The organism is Streptomyces sp. NPDC060194, assembly GCF_042728285.1.
Taxonomy (GTDB): Bacteria; Actinomycetota; Actinomycetes; order Streptomycetales; family Streptomycetaceae; genus Streptomyces.
Window position 1 is genome coordinate 28,255 of sequence record NZ_JBHWZH010000012.1, and the last position, 23,240, is coordinate 51,494.

The 23,240-nt window shown below is 73.0% G+C and carries 23 protein-coding genes; 17 read left to right on the forward strand and 6 right to left on the reverse strand.

What is annotated here, in order from left to right; all coding sequences use genetic code 11:
* Positions 1-24 precede the first annotated feature (24 nt).
* Together ACFWEG_RS04450 and ACFWEG_RS04455 are read left to right on the forward strand one after the other, a co-directional pair.
* Positions 25-1,002: an ABC transporter substrate-binding protein gene (locus ACFWEG_RS04450; RefSeq protein ID WP_387209061.1), complete on the forward strand. Its 978-nt coding sequence runs from the start codon at positions 25-27 to the stop codon at positions 1,000-1,002.
* A 155-nt stretch (positions 1,003-1,157) separates the two neighbouring features.
* Positions 1,158-2,258 carry a hypothetical protein gene (locus tag ACFWEG_RS04455; RefSeq protein ID WP_387209063.1) on the forward strand — a complete coding sequence of 367 codons (1,101 nt, stop codon included), beginning with the start codon at positions 1,158-1,160 and terminating at the stop codon, positions 2,256-2,258.
* A gap of 13 nt (positions 2,259-2,271) precedes the next feature.
* Here the strand turns inward: ACFWEG_RS04455 and ACFWEG_RS04460 are convergent, their stop codons facing one another.
* Positions 2,272-3,603: a PH domain-containing protein gene (locus ACFWEG_RS04460; protein WP_387209146.1), complete on the reverse strand. Its 1,332-nt coding sequence runs from the start codon at positions 3,601-3,603 to the stop codon at positions 2,272-2,274.
* A gap of 140 nt (positions 3,604-3,743) precedes the next feature.
* Positions 3,744-4,316, reverse strand: coding sequence for a PH domain-containing protein (locus ACFWEG_RS04465; RefSeq protein ID WP_387209065.1), 573 nt, complete (start codon positions 4,314-4,316; stop codon positions 3,744-3,746).
* A 44-nt stretch (positions 4,317-4,360) separates the two neighbouring features.
* Between ACFWEG_RS04465 and ACFWEG_RS04470 the strand changes: the two genes are divergently transcribed.
* Positions 4,361-5,503 (forward strand): NADH-quinone oxidoreductase subunit D, encoded by a 1,143-nt coding sequence (locus ACFWEG_RS04470; RefSeq protein WP_387209067.1) that lies wholly within the window; start codon positions 4,361-4,363, stop codon positions 5,501-5,503.
* Between the two features lie 79 nt (positions 5,504-5,582).
* On the opposite strand, the gene ACFWEG_RS04475 is transcribed toward ACFWEG_RS04470, so the two are convergent.
* A complete protein-coding gene (locus tag ACFWEG_RS04475) occupies positions 5,583-6,560 on the reverse strand; it encodes an SAM-dependent methyltransferase (RefSeq protein ID WP_387209069.1) in 978 nt (325 codons plus the stop codon).
* A 95-nt stretch (positions 6,561-6,655) separates the two neighbouring features.
* On the opposite strand from ACFWEG_RS04475, the gene ACFWEG_RS04480 reads away from it, so the two are divergent.
* Together ACFWEG_RS04480 and ACFWEG_RS04485 are read left to right on the forward strand one after the other, a co-directional pair.
* The gene (locus tag ACFWEG_RS04480) at positions 6,656-7,858 is read left to right on the forward strand and encodes a sensor histidine kinase (protein ID WP_387209071.1); all 1,203 of its coding nucleotides are present in this window, start codon (positions 6,656-6,658) and stop codon (positions 7,856-7,858) included.
* 43 nt (positions 7,859-7,901) lie between these two features.
* The gene (locus tag ACFWEG_RS04485; protein WP_387209073.1) at positions 7,902-8,573 is read left to right on the forward strand and encodes a response regulator; all 672 of its coding nucleotides are present in this window, start codon (positions 7,902-7,904) and stop codon (positions 8,571-8,573) included.
* A gap of 40 nt (positions 8,574-8,613) precedes the next feature.
* Here ACFWEG_RS04485 and ACFWEG_RS04490 read toward each other — a convergent pair whose 3' ends face one another.
* Positions 8,614-9,723 carry a DUF5937 family protein gene (locus ACFWEG_RS04490; protein WP_387209075.1) on the reverse strand — a complete coding sequence of 370 codons (1,110 nt, stop codon included), beginning with the start codon at positions 9,721-9,723 and terminating at the stop codon, positions 8,614-8,616.
* 141 nt (positions 9,724-9,864) lie between these two features.
* On the opposite strand from ACFWEG_RS04490, the gene ACFWEG_RS04495 reads away from it, so the two are divergent.
* Complete coding sequence (locus tag ACFWEG_RS04495; protein WP_387209077.1) at positions 9,865-10,116, forward strand: hypothetical protein; 252 nt, start codon at positions 9,865-9,867, stop codon at positions 10,114-10,116.
* 9 nt (positions 10,117-10,125) lie between these two features.
* Here ACFWEG_RS04495 and ACFWEG_RS04500 read toward each other — a convergent pair whose 3' ends face one another.
* A complete protein-coding gene (locus ACFWEG_RS04500) occupies positions 10,126-11,274 on the reverse strand; it encodes a threonine aldolase family protein (RefSeq protein WP_387209079.1) in 1,149 nt (382 codons plus the stop codon).
* Positions 11,275-11,430: 156 nt separating this feature from the next.
* Between ACFWEG_RS04500 and ACFWEG_RS04505 the strand changes: the two genes are divergently transcribed.
* The 10 genes from ACFWEG_RS04505 to ACFWEG_RS04550 all read left to right on the forward strand — a co-directional run bounded on the left by ACFWEG_RS04505 (position 11,431) and on the right by ACFWEG_RS04550 (position 19,641).
* Positions 11,431-12,351 carry a Rossmann-like and DUF2520 domain-containing protein gene (locus tag ACFWEG_RS04505; RefSeq protein WP_387209081.1) on the forward strand — a complete coding sequence of 307 codons (921 nt, stop codon included), beginning with the start codon at positions 11,431-11,433 and terminating at the stop codon, positions 12,349-12,351.
* Positions 12,348-13,463: a pantoate--beta-alanine ligase gene (gene panC, locus ACFWEG_RS04510; protein ID WP_387209083.1), complete on the forward strand. Its 1,116-nt coding sequence runs from the start codon at positions 12,348-12,350 to the stop codon at positions 13,461-13,463. The genes ACFWEG_RS04505 and panC overlap by 4 nt, the downstream gene beginning before the upstream one ends.
* Positions 13,460-15,160 (forward strand): L-aspartate oxidase, encoded by a 1,701-nt coding sequence (locus ACFWEG_RS04515; protein WP_387209085.1) that lies wholly within the window; start codon positions 13,460-13,462, stop codon positions 15,158-15,160. The genes panC and ACFWEG_RS04515 overlap by 4 nt, the downstream gene beginning before the upstream one ends.
* Positions 15,157-16,146 carry a carboxylating nicotinate-nucleotide diphosphorylase gene (gene nadC, locus ACFWEG_RS04520; protein WP_387209087.1) on the forward strand — a complete coding sequence of 330 codons (990 nt, stop codon included), beginning with the start codon at positions 15,157-15,159 and terminating at the stop codon, positions 16,144-16,146. The genes ACFWEG_RS04515 and nadC overlap by 4 nt, the downstream gene beginning before the upstream one ends.
* Positions 16,147-16,151: 5 nt before the next feature.
* Positions 16,152-16,949: a type III pantothenate kinase gene (locus ACFWEG_RS04525; RefSeq protein WP_387209089.1), complete on the forward strand. Its 798-nt coding sequence runs from the start codon at positions 16,152-16,154 to the stop codon at positions 16,947-16,949.
* A 152-nt stretch (positions 16,950-17,101) separates the two neighbouring features.
* Positions 17,102-17,782 (forward strand): hypothetical protein, encoded by a 681-nt coding sequence (locus tag ACFWEG_RS04530; protein ID WP_387209091.1) that lies wholly within the window; start codon positions 17,102-17,104, stop codon positions 17,780-17,782.
* Between the two features lie 10 nt (positions 17,783-17,792).
* Positions 17,793-17,975 (forward strand): hypothetical protein, encoded by a 183-nt coding sequence (locus tag ACFWEG_RS04535; RefSeq protein ID WP_387209093.1) that lies wholly within the window; start codon positions 17,793-17,795, stop codon positions 17,973-17,975.
* A 130-nt stretch (positions 17,976-18,105) separates the two neighbouring features.
* Positions 18,106-18,510, forward strand: coding sequence for a BlaI/MecI/CopY family transcriptional regulator (locus ACFWEG_RS04540; protein WP_387209095.1), 405 nt, complete (start codon positions 18,106-18,108; stop codon positions 18,508-18,510).
* Between the two features lie 15 nt (positions 18,511-18,525).
* On the forward strand, positions 18,526-19,110 hold the full coding sequence (locus ACFWEG_RS04545) for an amino-acid N-acetyltransferase (protein ID WP_387209097.1): 585 nt from the start codon (positions 18,526-18,528) through the stop codon (positions 19,108-19,110).
* A 189-nt stretch (positions 19,111-19,299) separates the two neighbouring features.
* Positions 19,300-19,641 (forward strand): Lsr2 family protein, encoded by a 342-nt coding sequence (locus ACFWEG_RS04550; RefSeq protein WP_387209099.1) that lies wholly within the window; start codon positions 19,300-19,302, stop codon positions 19,639-19,641.
* On the opposite strand, the gene ACFWEG_RS04555 is transcribed toward ACFWEG_RS04550, so the two are convergent.
* Positions 19,620-20,204, reverse strand: coding sequence for an SCO3374 family protein (locus ACFWEG_RS04555; RefSeq protein ID WP_387209101.1), 585 nt, complete (start codon positions 20,202-20,204; stop codon positions 19,620-19,622). The two genes, ACFWEG_RS04550 and ACFWEG_RS04555, sit on opposite strands and share 22 nt — an antisense overlap.
* Before the next feature lie 469 nt (positions 20,205-20,673).
* On the opposite strand from ACFWEG_RS04555, the gene ACFWEG_RS04560 reads away from it, so the two are divergent.
* Complete coding sequence (locus ACFWEG_RS04560) at positions 20,674-23,202, forward strand: ATP-dependent Clp protease ATP-binding subunit (protein WP_387209103.1); 2,529 nt, start codon at positions 20,674-20,676, stop codon at positions 23,200-23,202.
* Positions 23,203-23,240 lie beyond the last annotated feature (38 nt).

Below are 23,240 nucleotides of genomic sequence, written 5' to 3' on the forward strand. Positions count from 1 at the left end.
AGTGAAATCTGGACGGAGAACGACATGAGCAGGTCCTCGCGTATCGCGGGTGTGGCACTGGTGGTGGCGGCGCTGACCGGTGGGCTCGCGGCCTGCGGAGGCGAGAGCCTGGAGGGCGACAAGGGCTCGGACAAGGCGTCCACCGGCTCCGACGCCTCGGGCGCCGAGAAGAAGGGCGCCCTCGTGGTCGGCTCGGCCGGCTTCACCGAGGCCAAGGTGATGGCCTCGCTCTACGAGCAGCTGCTCGACGACGCGGGGTACGACGCCTCCGTCAAGAGCGTCGAGAACCGCGAGCTGTACGAGCCGGCCCTGGAGAAGGGCGAGATCGACGTCGTCCCCGAGTACGCGGCGACCCTCGCCGAGTTCCTCAACCTGAAGAAGGACGCCAAGGCCGAGCCGGTCGCCTCCAGCGACGTGGACGCGACCGTCGCCGCGCTGACGAAGCTGGCGGAGCCGCTCGGTCTCAAGGTGCTGCCCGCCGGCGAGGCCGTCGACCAGAACGCGTTCGCGGTGTCGAAGGGCTACGCGGAGAAGAACAAGCTGAAGACGCTCTCCGACCTGGGCGCGTCCGACCTCAGGGTGAAGATCGCCGCGGGCGACGAGTGCGAGGTGCGGCCGTTCTGCGCGCCGGGCCTGAAGTCGAAGTACGGCATCGACGTCACCGGCATCGATCCCAAGGGCGTCGGCACCCCGCAGGCGAAGCAGTCCGTCAAGGACGGCGCCAACCAGCTGGTGCTGACCACGACCACGGACGCCACCCTGGACTCCTTCGACCTCGTGCTCCTGGAGGACGACAAGAAGCTCCAGAACGCCGACAACCTGCTGCCCGTGGTGAACGCGAAGGACGCCGGCGACCAGGAGATCGCCGACGCCCTGGCCAAGCTCACCGAGGTCCTCACCACCGACGACCTCACCGAGCTGAACCGCAAGGTCGACGCCGAGCGCGCCAAGCCGGAGGACGTCGCCGGGGAGTACCTGAAGTCCAAGGGCCTGCTGAAGTAGCGGGCGCATCCGCCGGGGGCGGCGGGGTAGGTGCAGGCCGACGGCACAGCGGTCATGAGTGACCCGGGAGAGCGGCGAGGACGATGGCGATCCGTGAGGAAATAATTACCGGGGCGGCCCCCGCGGCCACCCCTACGCACGGTAAGTTTCAGGCCATGCCACGTGGACGCCACCGCCATTCTCCGCCGCTGCACCGGCTCCTCCCGCCCTCGGCACTCGCCGGGGCGGCGATCGCGTGCGCGGCCGCCGCGTGGCTGTTCGCGGACCCGCTGGTCCTGCGCGTCCTCGTCGCCCTCACGGCTGTCACGGCGGTCGCCTGCGCGGTCGTCACGCGGCAGTGGGACCGGGTCGCGGGCAAGCGGGTCGCCGACCTCGTCCGGGCCCGGCAGAGCGACGAGTGGCGGTACGAGGAGCGGCTCGCCGAGCTGGAGTCCGACCTCGAGGAGGCCCGGGCCCTGCGCGGCAGGCTGGAGCTCAAGCTCCGGGCGAAGCGCGCCGAGCTCGCGGGCCTCCGCAACGAGCACGCCGCGCTGCTCCGCCGGTACGCGACGGCGGAGACCGAGCGGGCGACCGCGCTGGAGAAGCGGCGGCTGCTCGCCATCGAGTCCACCGCGCCCGCCGAGCAGAAGGCGCTGCCGGCCCGCACCCCCTCCACCGAGGTCGCCCTCGTCCACCGCGGCCCCACCCCGGCCGCGTACCTGCGGGCGGCGGAGGCCCTGCGGAACCTCGGCCGCGCGGCGGCGCGGCAGGCTGCCGCGAGCGGAAAGGCGTCCCCGGACGCCGGCAAGGACGCGGCTCCCGCGGACGCCCCGGAGGGCGAGACGCGGGGGAAGCCCGCGGCGGCCGGCGGCCACGCGCCCGCGGCCGCCGCCTCCTCGGCCGTTCCGCGCGGCCACTACGTCGTCCCGGCCGCCGTGGCGGTCGTCCCGCAGCAGCCCGCCCAGCGCCCGGCCTCCCGCCTGGAGGGCGGCTTCGACTTCTTCGGCGCCCAGAAGCAGGGCGACCGCCGCGCGGCCCTCGATGCCGTGGAGCACGAGGACCTGGCGGACGTCACCGGGGCCGAGGCCCTCGCCGCGCACCAGGCCCGTACGGCGCCCACGCCGGCCGGGTCCGCTCCGGCCGACGCCGGGCAGGCCGGAGCGGCCGAGGCGCCCGAGGGGGCCGGCGCGCCCGAGGGGTCGGAGGTCATCGACCTCACCGAGCACGACGAGACCGAGCAGCTCGACGTGACGGGCCTGCGCAGCGCGATCTCCTAGCCCGCCGGCGCGCTCAGGTCATCCAGCGATCGGGTCGCGCCTCCCGGCGTCCCGTCCGCGAGCGGTCGGCCTGGGCGAAGAGCAGCGCCGTCGCCTCGGCGGCGTCCCGCTGGTGGGCGCGGACCGAGCCGTTCGCGCCCGTCTCGACGTACACGTGCGCCACGCCGTGCCGACGCTGCCAGGGGCCCTGCTCGGTCCGCACGCTCTGCACCTTCGCGTGCGGCACCAGCGACAGCGTGCGGTGCAGCAGGCCGTGCCGGGAGGCGAACACGGCGTCGGTGACGGCGAGCCCGTAGCCCCGCCACCACAGCGGCGTGCACCACCGGGCCCGGCGCGGCGGCGGGTCGAGCAGCGCCGGCACCTCCACCCCGGGCAGGATCCGCGCGATCACGGCGTACGCCAGCTCGCGCGGCGCGACGGGCAGCAGGAGGTTGTCGGAGGAGCCGGCGACGTCGAGCTCGACCCGTACCCAGTCGCGCCGGCGCCAGAGCAGCGGCTCCACGATCCGCACGGTCTGCACCCGGCCCGGCGGCACGGTCTCGTGCGAGCGGTCCAGCAGGCCGTGGTCGACGCGCAGGCCGTCGGGCGACTCCGCGACGGTCCAGTCGTACTCCTTGATCACGCGCCCGGCGCCCGCTGCCCAGGCCCAGCCGAGCAGCGGGATGCCCACCGAGATCGGCAGCCAGACGTCCCCCGTGGCCAGGTACAACCCGGCCGGGACGACCAGGAACGCGCCCACGGCCACCCAGACGGCCGCGCTGAGCAGCGAGGCGACCACCAGCGTCCCGGGCGCGACCCGCACCAGCTCCTGCGAGGGAGCCTCGCCGACGGTGTCGGCGGTCTCCGGGGCGAGCCCGGCCGCCCGGGCGAGCAACTCGGCCCGCAGGTCCCGCGCCTCGCGCTCGCCGAGATAGGCGAGCTCGTCCTTCTTCTGCGACCCGATCACGTCCAGCTTCAGCTTCGAGACGCCGATCACACGGGCGAGCAGCGGCTGGTTGACGTCCACGGCCTGGATGCGGTCCAGGCGGATGTGCACCGTGCGGCGGAAGACCAGCCCGGTGCGGATCCGCAGTTCGGTGTCGGTGATCGCGAAGTGGGTGAACCACCAGCTCAGGAAGCCGTACAGGGCGGACGCGACGAGCAGTCCGGCGATCAGCAGCGCGCCGGTGCTCAGCGTGAGCCTGCCCGCCCAGCGCTGGGCCTGGTCCACGTCGTGGACCAGCCAGCCGGTCAGGACGGCGATCGGGGCCCAGGTGCGGCGCAGGGGGGTGACGAAGTGCAGGCGCTGCTCGACGAGCGGCCGGGCGGGCGGCTCGTCGGGGCCTTCCCCCTCGGGCGCCGGCAGTCCGGTGGGCGGCTCGTCGGAGCGTACGGCCCCGGTGCGCGGCTCGGCGGGGTGCCCGGTGTCGCGCGATCCGGCGGGGTGCCCGGCTTCGGTCCGCGGTCCGGCTGGGCCGACGGCCTCGTCGGATCCCGTCGCCTCGCTCACAGTCCCGCCGCCCGCGTCTGACCGAGCTCGGTGAGCCGGTCCCGCAGCCGCTCGGCCTCCTCGGGGAGCAGACCGGGGATCCGGGCGTCGGTGGCGGCCGCGGCGGTGTGCAGCTGGAGGCTCGCCAGTCCGAAGTGCCGCTCCAGGGGGCCCGAGGAGACCTCGACGAGCTGCATCCGCCCGTAGGGCACGACCGTCTGCTCGAACCAGAGCACCCCGCGCCGGATCAGCAGGTCGTCCTCGCGCTCCGCATAGCCCCAGGACCGCCAGTTGCGGGCGATCAGCGGCCAGCCCCAGGCGATGCCGGCCAGCGGGAGAAGCGCGAACGCGGCCCAGGCGGGGCCGGCGAACAGCCCGAGCAGGAGGCCGGCGACCACGGCGAGCGGCGCCAGCCACAGGACCAGCACGACCCGCCGCAGCGTCAGGAGTCCGCCGGGGAGCGCGGTCCACCGCGGCGTCGCGTCCGTACGCACCGCTCCCTCCGCCCCGCGGACGGCGGCGCCGTCGTCCCGGACGGCGCTGTGCTCCGCCGACGCGTCGCCCGACCCCGTGCCGCTCCCCGTTTCCATGACCCCAGCCTACGGAAGGGGTCCCCTTACGACAGACTGTCCGCATGACGGAGACGACGGTCGGCATCGGAGGCGCGGCCGAGAGCACGGACATGGTGCTGAACATCGGCCCGCAGCACCCCTCCACCCACGGCGTGCTGCGGTTGCGGATCGTCCTGGACGGCGAGCGGATCGTGAGCGCCGAACCGGTGATCGGCTACATGCACCGCGGCGCGGAGAAGCTCTTCGAGGCCCGGGACTACCGGCAGATCGTCATGCTCGCCAACCGGCACGACTGGCTGAGCGCCTTCTCCAACGAGCTGGGCGTCGTCATGGCCGTCGAGCGGATGCTCGGCATGGAGGTCCCCGAGCGCGCGGTCTGGACGCGCACCCTGCTCGCCGAGCTCAACCGGGTCCTCAACCACCTGATGTTCCTCGGCTCGTACCCGCTGGAACTCGGCGGCATCACCCCCGTCTTCCACGCCTTCCGGGAGCGCGAGGAGCTCCAGAACGTCATGGAGGAGGTCTCCGGCGGGCGCATGCACTACATGTTCAACCGGGTCGGCGGCCTCAAGGAGGACCTGCCGCACGGCTGGCTCGGCCGGGTGCGCGAGACGATCGCCTCCGTGCGCTCGCGGATGGGCGTCTACGACGATCTGGTCCTCGGCAACGAGATCTTCCGCGGCCGCACCCGCGGCATCGGCGTGCTCTCCCGGGAGGCGGTGCACGCCTACGGGGTGAGCGGGCCGATCGCCCGCGCCTCGGGCGTCGACTTCGACCTCCGCCGCGACGAGCCCTACCTCGCCTACGGCGAGCTCGGCGACGTCCTGAAGGTCGTCACGCGGACCGACGGCGACTGCCTGGCCCGCTTCGAGGTGCTGCTGGAGCAGACCCACAACGCGCTCGCCCTCGCCGACGCCTGCCTCGACCGCATCGCCGACCTGCCCCCCGGGCCGATCAACCAGCGGCTGCCGAAGGTGCTGAAGGCCCCCGAGGGCGAGACCTACGCCTGGACCGAGAACCCGCTCGGCATCAACGGCTACTACCTGGTGAGCAAGGGCGAGAAGACTCCCTACCGGCTGAAACTGAGGTCGGCGTCGTACAACAACATCCAGGCGCTCGGCGTGCTGCTGCCGGGCACGCTGGTGGCGGACATGGTGTCGATCCTGGGTTCGCTGTTCTTCGTGGTCGGCGACATCGACAAGTAAGGGGTGGGTGCCCAACTCGCCCGCCATCGCGCATGTTTCACGTGAAACATCGCCGATGGGATGTTTCACGTGAAACATGTCAGCCGCGGTCGGCGTCGGCGGGCTGCATCAGCCAGCCGAAGTCCCCGAGGCCACCGGTCGCCGTGAGCTCGGCCGCCTCTCCCGCGCCGGCCAGGGCCCGCACATAAGCCGCAGGGTCGCTCGACGCGAGGGCGAGCGGAGGCCGGCCGGCGTCGACGCCGAGCTCCTGGAGCGCCTCCCGCTGGGTGACCAGCTGGGCGCCGGGCGCCGCGCAGGAGTCCAGGGCGACGTGTGCGGTGATGTCGCACGAGCTGTCCGGGACCGGGGCCGTCTGGCGGCCGTCCCGGAACCCGGTCAGCGTGCCGTACGGCGGGCGCGCCTCCCGCCGGTGGGCGTAGTCGACGGCGACGGCGAGCCCCGCGTCCAGTCCGGCGACGGCCGCGGCCCAGGCCCGGTCGCGGGGGAGGCCGATCTCGGCGCGCCGGCCGGGCTCGTCGGCGGGCAGCGGCCACCACCGCTCCAGCCACTCGGCGTCGGCCCCCGCGACGGGGTCGCCGAGCCGCTCGGTCCCGTCCCGCCGCACCAGCACCCGCCGGGGCACCCCGTCCTCGTCGGTCTCCACGAGGTCGCAGGGGACGTTGTCCAGCCACTCGTTGGCGAACAGCAGCCCGCGCACCCCGCGCGGAGCGGTCGCCGTCCAGACGATCCGCGGGTCGAGACCGTCGGGCCGTCCGGCGCGCTCCACCGCGTACGGCGTGACCCGCGCGGCGAGCTCCGGGGGAAGACCGGCGAGGACCGCCGACGTGAGCTCGCCGCGCCCCGCGCCGATGTCCACGAAGGCCAGCTCCGCGGGTTCCCCCAGCTCGGCGTCGACCCGCGCGAGGAGCCGGCCGACGGCGGCGGCGAACAGGGGCGAGGCGTGGACGGACGTCCGGAAGTGCGCGGCGGGCCCCGCGCCGGGCCGCACGTAGAAGCCGTCCGGCCCGTACAGCGCGCGTTCCGTCGCGGCCCGCCAGCCGCACCACTCACCGCTCATGGGCACAGTCTCCACCTTGGGGAGTACGCCCGGCCGATGCGGATCGCCCCTCCGGTTGACCCCGCCGGCCCGCGCGCGTCCCTACCCTGGGTGACGTGCAGCGCCTCTACGACTTCCTCCGCAGGCACCCCACGGGTGTCGACGTCTTCTGGGCGCTCGTGCTGCTCGCGCTCGGGGCGCTGTTCATGAGTTCGGTCGACGTCGAGGGCAACAGGCCGCCCCTCACGGCGATCCCGATCATCCTCGCGATGAGCGTGGTGGTCGCACTGCGTCGCAAGCTGCCGACGCAGATGCTGTTCGTCGCGATCGCCGCGGGCCTCGCCCAGGTCGCCCTGGACACCGACGTCATGCCGGCCGACTTCGCGATGCTGGTGATCCTCTACACGGTCGCCGCGCGCGACGGTGCCGTCTGGGTCTCCCGTACCGCCCTGGTTGCCGGGCTTGTCGCCTCACCGATCGCCCAGCTGCGCTGGCCCGAGCAGCACGCGAGCTTCCTGGCCCAGCTGGCGATCACCGCGGTCCTGGCCGTGCCGTTCGCCCTCGCCTGGGTGCTCGGCGACTCGATGCGGACCCGCCGCGCCTACTTCGCCCAGCTCGAGGAGCGCGCCGACCGGCTGGAGAAGGAGCGCGAGGCCCAGTCGAAGCTGGCCGTCCAAGCGGAGCGTGCCCGGATCGCCCGCGAGCTGCACGACGTCGTCGCGCACAACGTCTCGGTGATGGTCGTCCAAGCCGACGGGGCCGCCTACGTCCTCGACGCGGCACCCGACCAGGCCCGCAAGGCGCTGGAGACGATCTCCGGCACCGGCCGCCAGGCCCTCGCGGAGATGCGCCGGCTGCTCGGCGTGCTGCGCACCGGGGAGCACCAGGAGAGCGGCGAGTACGTGCCCCAGCCGGACGTCGAGCAGATCGAGGACCTGGTCGTCCAGGTGCGCGAATCCGGGCTGCCCGTCGACTTCAAGGTCGAGGGCACCGCCCGCGCCCTGCCGAGCGGCGTCGAGCTCACCGCCTACCGCATCGTGCAGGAGGCGCTGACCAACACCCGCAAGCACGGCGGCCCCGAGGCCGGCGCCAGCGTGCGGCTGGTCTACTTCGACGACGGGCTCGGCCTGCTCATCGAGGACGACGGCCGCGGCGCCGCCCACGAGCTCTACGAGGACGGGGGCGCGGACGGCCGCGGCCACGGGCTGATCGGGATGCGGGAACGGGTCGGAATGGTGGGCGGCACACTGGACGCCGGCCCCCGCCCCGGCGGCGGGTTCCGGATCAGCGCCCTGCTCCCCCTGAAACCCGCCGCGTGAGCAACCGCCCCGCCCGCACCCCACCGACCGGAGGACCCGCCCCATGTCGATCCGCGTGATGCTCGTCGATGACCAGGCCCTGCTGCGCACCGGCTTCCGCATGGTCCTCGCCGCCCAGCCGGACATGGAGGTCGTCGCCGAGGCCGGCGACGGGGTGGAGGCCCTGGAGGTGCTGCGGTCGACGGAGGTGGACGTGGTCCTCATGGACGTCCGGATGCCGAAGCTGGACGGGGTGGAGACCACCCACCGCATCTGCTCGCATCCCGATGCGCCGAAGGTGCTGATCCTGACGACGTTCGACCTCGACGAGTACGCTTTCTCCGGCCTCAAGGCGGGCGCCTCCGGCTTCATGCTGAAGGACGTCCCGCCGGGCGAACTGCTCGGAGCGATCCGCTCCGTGCACAGCGGTGACGCGGTCGTGGCCCCCTCGACCACCCGCCGCCTCCTCGACCGCTTCTCCCCGATGCTGCCCAGCGGCACTCCGGATCCGGCGCACAAGGAGATCGGCCGCCTCACCGACCGGGAACGCGAGGTGATGCTGCTGGTCGCGCAGGGCCTCTCCAACGGCGAGATCGCCGCCCGCCTCGTGCTCTCCGAGGCGACCGTCAAGACACACGTCGGCCGCATCCTCACCAAACTCGACCTGCGCGACCGCGTCCAGGTCGTCGTCCTCGCCTACGAGACGGGGCTGGTCCGCGCGGGCGGCCAGCACTGAGGGACCGTCCGCCGCGTGCCCTGCGGCCGCCCCACGGCTCTCAGCGCAGCACCCCCTCGATGAAGTCGCCGCCCAACCGGGCCACCACCGACAGGTCCAACTGGTGCAGCACGTACCGCCCCCGGCGCCGGGTGGTCACGAGCCCGGCCTTCTTCAGGACGGTGAGGTGCCGGGAGATCTCGGGCGCGGTCATGCCGTGCGCGTCCGACAGCTCGCTGGTCGTGTACGGCCCCCGCGCGAGATGCCGGCACAGCCGCATCCGGACCGGGTGCGCCAGCGCCTCCATCCGGCGGGTCAGCTGCTCCACCGAGGAACGGTTCGCCGGCCCCGGCGCGGCCGTCGGGTAGTGCAGCACCGGCTGCCACCCGTACCGGTGGAGCACCATCAGGTGCGGCCACCCCATGCTCGTCGGCACCAGCGTCAACCCCGCGTCCCCGGTCGCGGTGCGCCCCTCCGCCAGCTTGTCGACGCTGATCCGCCGCTCCTCCTCGTCGACGGACAGCGCCCCCGACGTCGCCGCGAGCGTCTCGGCGAGCCCCTTGCGCCGCAGCAGCTCGCCCCGGTGCCGCGCGTCGGCGGCCAGGGTGTGAACCATCCCGGCCCAGGTGTCGGCGAAGAAGGCCTCGTCGCAGTCCTCCATCAGCCGCCGGAACCACGCCCGCACGCTCGGCGGATCCCTCAGCAACCGCTCGGTGAACCGCACCTGCTGCGGCCCCCTGGTGGCCGCGAGATCCAGCGCCCTGCGGTGCGCCGCCGGATCGCCGAGCACCTGCAGCGCCCTGCGCTCCCCGTACGACGCCTCACAGGTGAACTCCAGCGCCGCGTCCACGAACTGGTCGTCCGACAGCTTGTCCAGCTGGTCGAGCTCCCCGGCCAGCGTCCCCGCCGGGACCTCCGAGCGCCCCGGGAGGCCGGCGAACGGCATGAAGACGTCCGAGAACGTCGTCCGCCACAGGAAGTCCGCCTCGAGCAACCGGTCGGCGAGGCAGGGGTCGAGCGCCGCCGACGTGGCCGTCGCCCACCCCTGCAGCCCCGGATGATGCCCCGGCTCCGCGAGCGCGTGCAGCGCCATCCCCAGCTCGGCCAGAGGCGAGGAGGCCACCCGTATCCGGTCGGGCGTCAGTCCCGTGATGTCGATGGTCACGCTCATGAGCCCATGGTGCACCCGTGTTCCCGTGCCCCGACCGCCGATTGACGGCGTACGTCAATCCGCGCGACGCCCCGGTCCCCGGCGGCGCAGGCTGAGGTCACCGCAACGCACCGCCGACCCTCTGCCAGGAGGTACTTCGTCATGAGCACCACCGCCTACTACATGCTCGATGTGTACCGCGCCGCGCAGCACGGCGACCCCGCCCCGCCCATGCCCGGACGCCACGACTGGCAGACGCTCCGCGCCCTGCGCGACGACCGCCGCTTCGCGGCCGTCGTCGCCGGGCGCCCCGCCCGCGGCCGCCTCCGGGCCGCCCTGGCCGGCGCCCTGCTCGCCGTGCGCCCCGAGCGGCGGCGCCGGGTCCGCCTCCAGCAGGCGGGCTGCCACCGCTGACGCCGGCCCCTACGCCGGCAGCCGCCCCACGAAGTCGGCCACCGCCGCCCGGACGTCCTCCGGCGTCCACTCGAGACCAGGAGCCGTCACCGACACCTCGGTGTACGCGACTCCGGGTGGCCCCGACGCGGGCGCCCCGGAGAACCAGTGGAAGAGCACCGTCCCCGTCTCCTCGGCCTGCGTCACCGCGGCCTCGGCCAGCACGTCCTCGTCGTAGGGGAGCCACACCTGGAACTGGTGGGTGTGCGGCTGTTCCGGGTGCACCCGGAACCAGGGCAGGCCGGAGTCCGCCAGCGCCTCCCGCAGCGCCGCCGCCACGACCTGCGCGTGGGCGACGTAGGAGGGGAGCCGGGGAAGCTCTTCCTCCAGGCCGATCAGCGCCGACAGCGCGGCCGGGAACTGCTGGAAGACCTGCCCGCCGTAGCGGTGCCGCCACACCCGTGCCTCGTCGACCAGCCAGCGCGGCCCCGCGAGCGCCGCGCCGCTCAGACCGCCGAGCGACTTGTAGAAGGACACGTAGACGCTGTCCGCCAGGTCCGCGATCACCGCGAGGTCGCGGCCGAGGTGCGGTGCGCACTCCCACAGCCGGGCTCCGTCGAAGTGCACCACCGCGTCGCGTTCGCGGGCCGCCGCCACCACGGCCGTCAGCTCGTCCCACGTGGGAAGGACGAAGCCGGCGTCCCGGAGCGGCAGCTCCAGCATCAGCGTGCCGAACGGCTCGGCCAGATCGTCGACCTCGTCGGCGGTCGGCAGCCGCGGCTCACTCGTGGCATGAACGGTCCTGAGCCCGCTCACCGCCCCGAGCGCGCCCCCCTCGTGCACCTCAGGATGCGCGAGGGGGTGCAGCGCCACCACCGGGTTGCCGGTCCGCCCGGCCCAGCACCGCAGCGCGACCTGCTGCGCCATGGTGCCGGTCGGGAAGAAGGCCGCGGCCTCCTTGCCGAGCAGTCCGGCCACCCGTTCCTCCAACGTGGCCACGATCCCGTTGCCGTAGACGTCGGCCGCTTCGTTCAGGTCATAGACCCCTTCCGCCCTTGGTGTCAGCCGGGCCAGCCGCTCTCCGACGGTGGACTCGGCGGAATGCCGGGACAAGGCCCGGCCGGCTTTCCGCCATGCCCGGATCTTCCTCTGCCGCGCCGCCTGATCGCTTTCGGTCATCCACAGATCATCGCCGCAGTACGACTATCGGATCGCTTTGTACGACTAACGGCTCGTGCCTGTGGACAACGCGAAGAGCGCTTCGTCACCCTCGCGTAGCATGGCGAACGAATCGTCCGGTACCCGCCGAGGACTGGAACGGAAGGCGCCAGCAGCGTGAACCCACCGCATCAGACACCGTCCCCCGACCCCGCCGATCGCCCCGCCCGACTCACCGTCGGAGTCGTCGGCGCCGGTCGCGTCGGCCCGGCGCTCGCCGCCGCGCTGGCCTTGGCCGGCCACCGACCCGTCGCGGTCTCCGGCATCTCCGACGCCTCCCGCCGCCGGGCCGCCGCGCTGCTCCCGGACGTCCCTCTGATGCCGCCCGCCCAGGTCATGGCCCACGCCGACCTCGTCCTGCTCACGGTCCCTGACGACGCCCTGCCCGGTCTCGTCGAGGGCCTGGTCGAGACGGGGGCCGTCCGGCCCGGACAGCTGCTCGTCCACACCTCGGGCCGCTACGGCGCCCAGGTCCTCGACCCCGCACTCCGGGCCGGCGCCCTGCCCCTCGCCCTCCACCCGGCGATGACCTTCACCGGCACACCCGTCGACGTCCAGCGCCTGGCCGGCTGCTCCTTCGGGGTCACCGCCCCGGAGGAACTGCGGCTGGCCGCGGAGGCCCTGGTCATCGAGATGGGCGGCGAGCCCGAGTGGATCGCGGAGGAGGCCCGGCCGCTCTACCACGCGGCGCTCGCCCTCGGAGCGAACCACCTGGTCACCCTGGTCGCCCAGTCGATGGAGCTGCTGAGCACCGCCGGCGTCGAGGCCCCCGACCGGATGCTGGGCCCGCTCCTCGGCGCGGCGCTCGACAACAGCCTCCGCTCCGGCGACGCCGCCCTCACCGGGCCCGTGGCCCGGGGCGACGCCGGCACCGTCGCCGCGCACATCGAGCAGCTGCGCGCCCACGCCCCCGCGACCGTCGCCGGCTACCTCGCGATGGCCCGCGCCACCGCCGACCGGGCCTTGGCCCACGGGCTCCTCAAGCCGGAGCTCGCGGAGGACCTCCTGGACGTGCTCGCCGAAGGAGGACGCAGATGAGCACCACGCGCAGCACCCCCGCCGTGTCCCCCGCAACTCACGGCGCCGACCGTCGGGACCACCCCCTCGTCCTCGCCTCCACCCTCGCCGATCTCACCGACGCCCTCGACGGGCGCACCGGGCACGCCGAGAAGACCGGGCACGCCGAGAGCCCCGAGCACGTCCGGCGCACCGCCCGCACCGCCGTCGTCATGACCATGGGGGCCCTCCACGACGGCCACGCCACGCTGGTCCGCGCCGCCCGGGAGCACGTCGGCCCCGACGGCTCCGTCACCGTCACCGTCTTCGTCAACCCCCTCCAGTTCGGCGCGGGAGAGGACCTCGACCGCTACCCGCGTACCCTCCCCGCCGACCTCGAGATCGCAAAGGCGGCCGGCGCGGACCTGGTCTTCGCCCCCGCAGTCGATGAGGTCTACCCCGGCGGCACCCCCCAGGTGCGGATCAGCGCCGGACCGATGGGCGAGCGGCTCGAAGGCGCCACCCGCCCCGGCCACTTCGACGGCATGCTCACCGTCGTCAACAAGCTGCTCCACCTCACCCGCCCCGACGTCGCCCTCTTCGGCCAGAAGGACGCGCAGCAGCTCGCCCTGATCCGACGCATGGTGCTCGACCTCAACATGCCGGTGACGATCGTCGGCGTCCCCACCGTCCGGGAGGACGACGGCCTCGCGCTGTCCTCCCGCAACCGCTACCTGAGCCCCGCCGACCGGCGCACCGCCCTCGCCCTGTCCCGGGCCCTCTTCGCCGGCCGCGACCGCCTCGCCGCCCAGAGCGCGCTGCGCGCCCGGGCCGACGCCGGCGCAGCCTCGCACGCCCGCGCGCAGGCGCTCTCCGACCTCGGCGAGGCACGGGCCGCCGCGGACACCCACGCCGTCGCCCAGTCCCGCGCCGGCGGCCCCGACGCCGTCCGCACGGCGGCCCGCGCGGTGCTCGACCAGGCCGCGCTCGCCTCCCCGCCGCTCGTCCTGGACTACCTGGCCCTCGTCGACCCCGCGGACTTCACCGAGATCGGCGACGACCACGAGGGCCCCGCGGTCCTCGCCGTCGCCGCGAAGGTCGGCTCCACCCGGCTGATCGACAACATCCCGCTCACCTTCGGAGTCACCCCATGACCACCGGAATACGGCTGCACGCCCCCGCCCCCGGCTGGGCCGTCTCCGCCGACGTCGTCGTCATCGGGTCGGGCGTCGCCGGCCTCACCGCCGCCCTGCGCTGCGCCGCCTCCGGACTGCGCACCACCGTCGTCACCAAGGCGCGCCTGGACGACGGCTCGACCCGCTGGGCCCAGGGCGGCATCGCCGCCGCACTCGGCGAGGGCGACACCCCCGAGCAGCACGAGAGCGACACCCTGGTCGCCGGGGCCGGCCTGTGCGACGAGACGGCCGTGCGCCTCCTGGTCACCGAGGGCCCCGACGCGGTCCGCCGGCTGATCGCCACCGGCGCCCGTTTCGACACCGCCGCCGACGGCACCATCCAGCTCACCCGCGAGGGCGGCCACCACCGCCGCCGCATCGCCCACGCCGGGGGCGACGCGACCGGTGCGGAGATCTCCCGCGCCCTCGTCGACGCGGTCCGCGCCGCCGGCATCGAGACCGTCGAGAACGCCCTGGTACTCGACCTGCTCACGGACGCCGAGGGCCGCACCGCCGGCGTCACCCTGCACGTCATGGGCGAGGGCGCGCACGACGGAGTCGGCGCCGTCCACGCCCCCGCCGTGGTGCTGGCCACCGGCGGCATGGGCCAGGTCTTCTCCGCGACGACCAACCCGTCCGTCTCGACCGGGGACGGCGTCGCGCTGGCCCTGCGCGCCGGCGCCGAGGTCTCCGACCTGGAGTTCGTGCAGTTCCACCCCACCGTGCTCTTCCTGGGCGCCGACGCCGAGGGCCAGCAGCCGCTGGTCTCCGAGGCGGTGCGCGGCGAGGGCGCCCACCTCGTCGACGCCGACGGGGTCCGCTTCATGCTCGGGCAGCACGAGCTCGGAGAACTGGCCCCGCGCGACATCGTCGCCAAGGGCATCATGCGCCGCATGCGCGAGCAGGGCACCGAGCACATGTTCCTCGACGCCCGGCACTTCGGCGCCCGCATGTGGGCGGAGCGGTTCCCGACCATCCTCGCCGCCTGCCGCAGCCACGGCATCGACCCGGTCACCGAGCCGATCCCGGTCGCCCCCGCCGCCCACTACGCCTCGGGCGGCGTCCGCGCGGACCTCCACGGCCGCACCACCGTCCCCGGCCTCTACGCGTGCGGCGAGGTCGCCTGCACCGGAGTCCACGGCGCCAACCGCCTCGCGTCGAACAGCCTCCTGGAGGGGCTGGTCTTCGCCGAGCGCATCGCCGCCGACATCGCCCGCGCCCGCCCCACCGCGGGCCCGCCGGTCGACCCCGGCACCCACCCGGACCACCGCGTGCTGCCGCTGCTCGCCCCCGAGGACCGGAGCGTGATCCAGCGCGCCATGACCCTCGGCGCCGGGGTGCTGCGCTCGGCCGACAGCCTCGCGGAGACCGCCGCGGCCCTGGAGGCCGTCCGGGCCGCCGCCGACGCGCCGGACGCCTCCAGCCGCAAGCCCGCCGTGCCCGGCGTCGACGCCTGGGAGACCACCAACCTGCTCTGCGTCGCCCGGGTGCTCGTCGCCGCGGCGCAGGAGCGCGAGGAGACCCGCGGTTGCCACTGGCGCGAGGACCACGCCGACCGGGACGATGCCGCATGGCGCCGGCACCTCGTCGTCGACCTCACCCCGGACCGTACCCCCGCCCTGCGCGCCACGCGGACCGCCGACTTCCCACCGACCCGCCCCCAGGAGAACCAGTGACCAGCAGCACGCCCGACCTCCCCCTCGTCCCGCAGAGCGCCGGCGGCTGCGGCGACGGCTGCGGTTGCGCAGACGGCGGTGAGGACGCGCTCCAGGAGTGCGGTCTCGACCCGGCACTCGCCCAGCTGCTGCTCGACTCCGGCCTCGACCCGCTGATGGTCGAGGACATCGCGCACCTCGCGATCGACGAGGACCTCGACGGCGGCGTCGACGTCACCACCGTGGCGACCGTCCCCGAGGACGCCGTCGCCACCGGCGACTTCACCGCGCGGGAGCCCGGAGTGGTGGCCGGGCTGCGGATCGCCGAGGCGATCCTGTCCGTCGTCTGCACCGACGAGTACGAGGTCGAGCGGCATGTCGAGGACGGCGACCGGGTCGAGGCCGGCCAGAAGCTGATCTCCGTCACCTCCCGCACCCGCGACCTGCTCACCGGCGAGCGCAGCGCCCTCAACCTGCTCTGCCGGCTGTCCGGCATCGCCACCGCCACCCGCGCCTGGGCCGACGCCCTCGACGGCACCAAGGCGTCCGTCCGCGACACCCGCAAGACCACGGTGGGCCTGCGCGCGCTGGAGAAGTACGCCGTGCGGTGCGGCGGCGGCGTCAACCACCGCATGTCGCTCTCGGACGCGGCGCTGGTCAAGGACAACCACGTCGTGGCCGCCGGGGGCGTCGCCCAGGCCTTCGAGGCGGTGCGCAAGAGCTTCCCGGACCTGGCCATCGAGGTCGAGGTCGACACCCTGGAGCAGGTCACCGAGGTCTTGGAGGCGGGTGCCGACCTGATCCTCCTCGACAACTTCACCCCCGAGGAGACCGCCCGGGCCGTCGCCCTGGTCAACGGCCGCGCCTTCCTGGAGTCCTCCGGCCGCCTCACCCTCGACACCGCGCGCGCCTACGCGGAGACGGGCGTCGACTACCTGGCCGTCGGCGGCCTGACCCACTCCTCGCCGATCCTCGACATCGGACTCGACCTCCGCGCGGAGGCCTGATCCCGATGCTGCTCACCATCGACGTCGGCAACACGCACACGGTCCTCGGCCTGTTCGACGACGAGGAGATCGTCGAGCACTGGCGGATCTCCACCGACCCGCGCCGCACCGCCGACGAGCTGGCCGTCCTCCTCCAGGGCCTGATGGGCATGCACCCCCTGCTCGGCGAGGAGCTGGGCGACGGCATCGACGGCATCGCGATCTGCTCGACGGTCCCCTCGGTCCTGCACGAGCTGCGCGAGGTGACCCGCCGCTACTACGGGGACGTCCCCGCCGTCCTCGTCGAGCCCGGCGTCAAGACCGGCGTCCCGATCCTGATGGACCACCCCAAGGAGGTGGGCGCGGACCGCATCATCAATGCGGTCGCCGCCGTCGACCTCTACGGCGGCCCGGCGATCGTGGTCGACTTCGGCACGGCGACGACCTTCGACGCGATCTCCGCGCGCGGCGAGTACGTCGGCGGGGTGATCGCACCGGGCATCGAGATCTCGGTCGAGGCGCTCGGCGTCCGCGGAGCCCAGCTCCGCAAGATCGAACTGGCCCGCCCGCGGAGCGTCATCGGCAAGAACACCGTCGAGGCGATGCAGTCCGGCATCCTCTACGGCTTCGCCGGACAGGTCGACGGCGTGGTCGCCCGGATGGCCCGCGAGCTCAGCTCCGACCCCGAGGACGTCACCGTCATAGCGACCGGAGGGCTCGCCCCCATGGTGCTCGGCGAGTCGGCCGTCATCGACGAGCACGAGCCCTGGCTGACGCTCATCGGACTACGGCTGGTCTACGAGCGCAACGTGTCCCGCAGCTGACCCGGCCGGGGCGGGCGGGGTGGGGCACTCGGTGCCGCCGCGCGTCCGTCCCGCCGCGCCGCCGCAACGAGCGCACCCCGCCCCGTCGCCTCAGGGCGCGCCCGAAATTGACCTTAAAGAGTTTTTGTCCTATGAGCGCGTAGTCTCGCCGCATGCCCACGCCCTACGGTTCCCAAGGGGGCATGGCGTTCAGCGCGGACGAACTGCGTGTGCTCCGCCGCGCCCTCGCTCTCGCCCTCCACCCCAGCCCCGTGCCCGCGCAGGACGTCCAGCAGTGCGTCCGCCTCGCCTCGTCCGTCGACGAGGCGGTGCGCGAGAGCGGCCGGCTGCGCGCCTTCCTGCACGCCGACCTCGCCCGCTACCGCCGGTGCCTCCCCGGCAGTGCGAGCGGCTACCTGGAGCTCCTGCAGTCGGTCCTGGCGTCCGGCCACCGCCTGCGCCCCGAGGACCTGGCCGCGCTGCGGACCCTCCGCGGCCACCCCGTGGCCACGGCGCTGCTCGCGCACTGCGAGTCCCGGACCGCCGGCCAGAAGCACGCCGACCACCGGGCCGAACCCCGCCGCAGCTCCACCCCCGCATCCGAGCGGCCCGCCCCCGCCGCGCCCACCGGTCCCGCCGCGCCGGCCGCCCCCGCCGAACCCGTCCGGGCCCACGCCCCCGCCCGCCTGCGGGCCCTCCCCGGCGGGCGCGCAGCCGGCGACCGCCCCCAGCCGCCCTCCCGCCCGAACACCCCGGCGGACCGGCCCACCGGACCCCGCCCCGTGCCGACCCCCGCGGAGGCCTTCCCGCCCAAGCGGCGGCCCGCGGCACCCGCGGAGAAGCAGGCGGGCTAGCCTGGTGGCCATGGACTACGTCTCCGCTTTGCTGCCCCCGTTCGTGATGGCGGTGTTCTTCATCTTCGTCATCAGGACGATCGTGAAGAGCCAGGGCGGCGCCAACAAGGCCAAGGAGGACGCCGCCGTCGACGCGGCGCTCGCCCGCGCCGAGGGCGCCCGCCAGCCGGGATCGAGCGCCGACGGCGCCTGACGCCGGACCGACCCGGACCGCCGCGACGGCCCGGCGCACCAGGGCGTACCACCGGGATCCACCCGGCGGTACGCCCTTTTCGCGTGTGAAATGCACCGGAAATAGCGGCTTGTACGCCTATTGTTCTCCTGTGCCTCGCCCATTGGGAGAACTAGAAGACGCCGTCATGACGCGGGTGTGGGAGTGGAACCGCCCGGTCACCGTTCGCGAAGTCCTCGAAGACCTTCAGCAGGAACGGTCCATCGCCTACACGACGGTCATGACCGTATTGGACAATCTCCATCAGAAGGGCTGGGTACGGCGGGAGGCCGAGGGCCGCGCCTATCGATATGAGGCCGTCTCCACCCGCGCCGCCTACTCCGCCGCGCTGATGAACGAGGCCTGGTCGCTGAGCGACAACCCCGCGGCCGCCCTCGTCGCCTTCTTCGGCATGATGTCCGCGGAACAGCGCGCGGCACTCGGTGACGCGGTGCGCATCATCCAGGTGCCCGACTCCCCGCCCCGCCCCCCGGCGGCCGACGACTCGGCCGGGTAGCGATAGCGTCCGTCCATGCCCGCACAGCAGCCCGCCGAGTCGTCAACGGTCCCCGCGGAAAAAACCCCGTCCGGGGAAACCGCCGCACCCCCCGCCACCGCCGTAACCGTTCGGCGGGCGAGGACCAGCGATGTGCCGGAGGTACGCCGACTTCTCGACTCCTACGTCCGGCACTCCATCCTGCTCGACAAACCGACGGTGACTCTTTACGAGGACATCCAGGAGTTCTGGGTCGCGGAACGCGACGACAACGCGCAGGTGATCGGATGCGGTGCTCTCCACGTCATGTGGGAGGACCTTGCCGAAGTGCGCACACTCGCGGTGGATCCGCAGGTCAGGGGTGCGGGAGTGGGCCACAGTCTCCTCGGCAAACTGCTGCAGACCGCCCGCTGGCTCGGAGTGCGGCGGGTATTCTGCCTCACCTTCGAAGTCGAGTTCTTCGCCCGGCACGGGTTCGTCGAGATCGGTGAGACGCCGGTCGACGGCGATGTGTACACCGAGCTGCTGCGTTCCTATGACGAGGGCGTGGCGGAGTTCCTCGGTCTCGAACGGGTGAAGCCGAACACCCTCGGCAACAGCCGGATGCTTCTGCACCTGTGAAGCGGGGAACCCTATGTCCGAAACGCGCATGTTTCCCGGACGGGTCGGGGCATCGGTCTCCGCCAGGGGTTTGTGTTTTTCCCGGAAAAGCGGTTTGCTTTCCGGCGTACTGCTTATAACCGGGGGCGGCGGGATTGCGGCGCGAGCCGCGGGACCGGAGCCGCGAAGTTCTCGATGAAAGGAAATCCGGTGGCACAGAAGGTTCAGGTCCTTCTTGTCGACGACCTCGACGGTGTCGAGGCGGACGAGACCGTGACGTTCGCTCTGGACGGCAAGACCTACGAGATCGACCTCACCACCGCCAATGCGGACAAGCTCCGCGGCCTTCTCGAGCCCTACACGGAGAACGGCCGCCGTACCGGTGGCCGCGCGTCCACGGGCCGCGGCAAGAGCCGGGCCGCGGCGGCGACGGGCGGAAACCCGGACACCGCGAAGATTCGCGCGTGGGCCAAGGAGAACGGCTACGAGGTGAACGACCGCGGCCGCGTCAGGGCCGACATCCGCGAGGCCTACGAGAAGGCGAACGGCTGATCCGCCGTCCGCGCGGTACGGGTCCGCGCGCCGTGGAGCCGCAGGCGGTGGCATTCGGTCGCCGCGACGCTCAGCAGGCGTACGAGATCCGGCCGCGCACGGCAGCCGGACCCGGCGGCGGGCTCCCCGCCGCCGATCCCCGGCCCGGCCGGCCATGCCGGCAGTGCCACCCCTCCCGGCTCGGGGGGCCGTAGCCACACCGCGGACCCCCCGGAGCCCGGCGCGGCGACCGACCCGCCCGGTCCCAGCGCCCGCAGCCCCAGGTCGACGCCCCGCCACTCCAGCCAGTCGAGCAGCGCCGGCACCTCCTCCGCGCACCCGGCCGCGATCAGCAGCAGTACGCGGTCGCCGTCGAGCAGCGCCGGACCGGTGGCGGCGGGGGCGAGCCGGCCGAGGACCGCCCGGCCCGCGTCGGCCGGCACGTCGAGCGCGTCGAACGCCGCCCCGGTCGGCAGCCTGCGCGGCGAGCCCGGACCGCCCACCTCCTGCGGGACCCACCCGAGCTCACGCTCGTACCACCGCTGGTGCGGAATGCGGGGCGGTGGGGATGCGGTGGCGGCCATGTCCGGAGCAACGGGAACGGTCGGACGCGGGTTACGCGCCGTTCCGTGCCCTTCCAACGGTCGCGTCGTCACCGAGAGTTCCCGTCCGTCCGTCGAGCGTCGTCGACCTGGTGGTGTGCAGGGTCGCCCAAAGGCGCAAGAGTGTTCGCTCGTAGCTGAGGGAACCGGCCCGGGCCGCATGGAGTGGGAGGAATAGCGGGTAGGACATCCCTAGTGGGAGAGGCGACACGCGGGGTTCGGCGAGGTCCCCGTTCGCCATCGGCGTACTGATGGTGCGGGTATCTCCCTGGCCTGCGGGAACATCGTCTCGCAGGATCAGGTTGGAGCAGTTGTCGGCTGTTCGGGCCGGGAGGCACGGACGGGTGTCGGCAGTTGGAATGAGCTGTCCCGCCCCGCGGGACTAGCATGCGGTAGGACAGGGAGGGGACCGACCCCTTGACTGCCCGACCGCTCTGAGGAGCGAATAACGATGTTCGAGAGGTTCACCGACCGCGCGCGGCGGGTTGTCGTCCTGGCTCAGGAAGAAGCCCGGATGCTCAACCACAACTACATCGGCACCGAGCACATCCTCCTGGGTCTCATCCACGAGGGTGAGGGTGTCGCCGCTAAGGCCCTGGAGAGCCTCGGGATTTCGCTCGAGGCGGTCCGCCAGCAGGTGGAGGAGATCATCGGGCAGGGCCAGCAGGCCCCGTCCGGCCACATCCCCTTCACTCCTCGTGCGAAGAAGGTCCTGGAGCTGTCGCTCCGGGAGGCTCTTCAGCTCGGCCACAACTACATCGGCACCGAGCACATCCTGCTCGGCCTGATCCGCGAGGGCGAGGGCGTCGCCGCCCAGGTCCTCGTGAAGCTGGGCGCCGATCTCAACCGGGTGCGGCAGCAGGTCATCCAGCTGCTCTCCGGCTACCAGGGCAAGGAGACCGCCGCCGCCGGCGGTCCTGCCGAGGGCACGCCCTCCACGTCCCTGGTGCTCGACCAGTTCGGCCGGAACCTCACCCAGGCCGCTCGTGAGTCCAAGCTCGACCCGGTCATCGGGCGCGAGAAGGAGATCGAGCGGGTCATGCAGGTGCTGTCCCGCCGGACCAAGAACAACCCGGTCCTCATCGGCGAGCCCGGCGTCGGCAAGACGGCCGTCGTCGAGGGCCTGGCCCAGGCGATCGTCAAGGGCGAGGTGCCCGAGACCCTCAAGGACAAGCACCTCTACACCCTCGACCTCGGTGCGCTCGTCGCCGGTTCCCGCTACCGCGGTGACTTCGAGGAGCGGCTGAAGAAGGTCCTCAAGGAGATCCGCACCCGCGGCGACATCATCCTGTTCATCGACGAGCTGCACACGCTCGTCGGTGCGGGCGCCGCAGAGGGCGCGATCGACGCGGCGAGCATCCTCAAGCCGATGCTGGCCCGCGGCGAGCTCCAGACCATCGGCGCCACGACGCTCGACGAGTACCGCAAGCACCTCGAGAAGGACGCGGCCCTCGAGCGCCGCTTCCAGCCGATCCAGGTGGCGGAGCCCTCGCTCCCGCACACCATCGAGATCCTCAAGGGCCTGCGCGACCGGTACGAGGCCCACCACCGCGTGTCCATCACGGACGAGGCGCTGGTGCAGGCCGCGACCCTGGCCGACCGGTACATCTCGGACCGCTTCCTGCCGGACAAGGCGATCGACCTGATCGACGAGGCCGGCTCCCGGATGCGCATCCGCCGGATGACCGCGCCGCCGGACCTCCGCGAGTTCGACGAGAAGATCGCCGGCGTCCGCCGCGACAAGGAGTCCGCGATCGACTCGCAGGACTTCGAGAAGGCCGCCTCCCTGCGCGACAAGGAGAAGCAGCTCCTCGCGGCGAAGGCCAAGCGCGAGAAGGAGTGGAAGGCCGGCGACATGGACGTCGTCGCCGAGGTCGACGGCGAGCTCATCGCCGAGGTCCTGGCGACCGCCACCGGCATCCCGGTCTTCAAGCTGACCGAGGAGGAGTCCTCGCGCCTGCTGCGCATGGAGGACGAGCTCCACAAGCGCGTCATCGGCCAGAAGGACGCCGTCAAGGCGCTCTCCAAGGCCATCCGCCGTACCCGCGCCGGTCTGAAGGACCCCAAGCGCCCCGGTGGCTCGTTCATCTTCGCCGGCCCGTCCGGTGTCGGTAAGACCGAGCTGTCCAAGGCGCTCGCGGAGTTCCTCTTCGGCGACGAGGACGCGCTGATCTCCCTCGACATGTCGGAGTTCAGCGAGAAGCACACGGTCTCGCGCCTCTTCGGTTCGCCCCCCGGCTACGTGGGCTACGAGGAGGGCGGCCAGCTGACGGAGAAGGTGCGGCGCAAGCCGTTCTCGGTGGTCCTCTTCGACGAGGTCGAGAAGGCCCACCCGGACATCTTCAACTCGCTGCTGCAGATCCTGGAGGACGGTCGCCTGACCGACTCCCAGGGCCGGGTCGTGGACTTCAAGAACACGGTCATCATCATGACGACCAACCTCGGCACGCGGGACATCTCCAAGGGCTTCAACCTGGGCTTCGCCGCCCAGGGCGACACGAAGACCAACTACGAGCGGATGAAGAACAAGGTCTCGGACGAGCTCAAGCAGCACTTCCGTCCCGAGTTCCTCAACCGTGTGGACGACGTCGTCGTCTTCCCGCAGCTGTCGCAGGCCGACATCCTCCAGATCGTCGACCTGATGATCGGCAAGGTCGACGAGCGGCTCCGCGACCGGGACATGGGCATCGAGCTCAGCCAGTCCGCCAAGGACCTGCTCTCCAAGCGGGGCTACGACCCGGTGCTCGGCGCGCGTCCGCTGCGGCGCACGATCCAGCGCGAGGTCGAGGACACCCTCTCGGAGAAGATCCTCTTCGGCGAGCTGCGCCCGGGCCACATCGTGGTCGTGGACGTCGAGGGCGAGGGTGACGACGCGAAGTTCACCTTCCGCGGCGAGGAGAAGTCGGCGCTGCCCGACGTCCCGCCGATCGAGTCGGCCGCCGGCGGCGGTGCGGGCCCGAACCTGAGCAAGGACGCGTAAGCGGTCCTGATCGCCTGAGAAGGGGCGTTTCCCGGAAT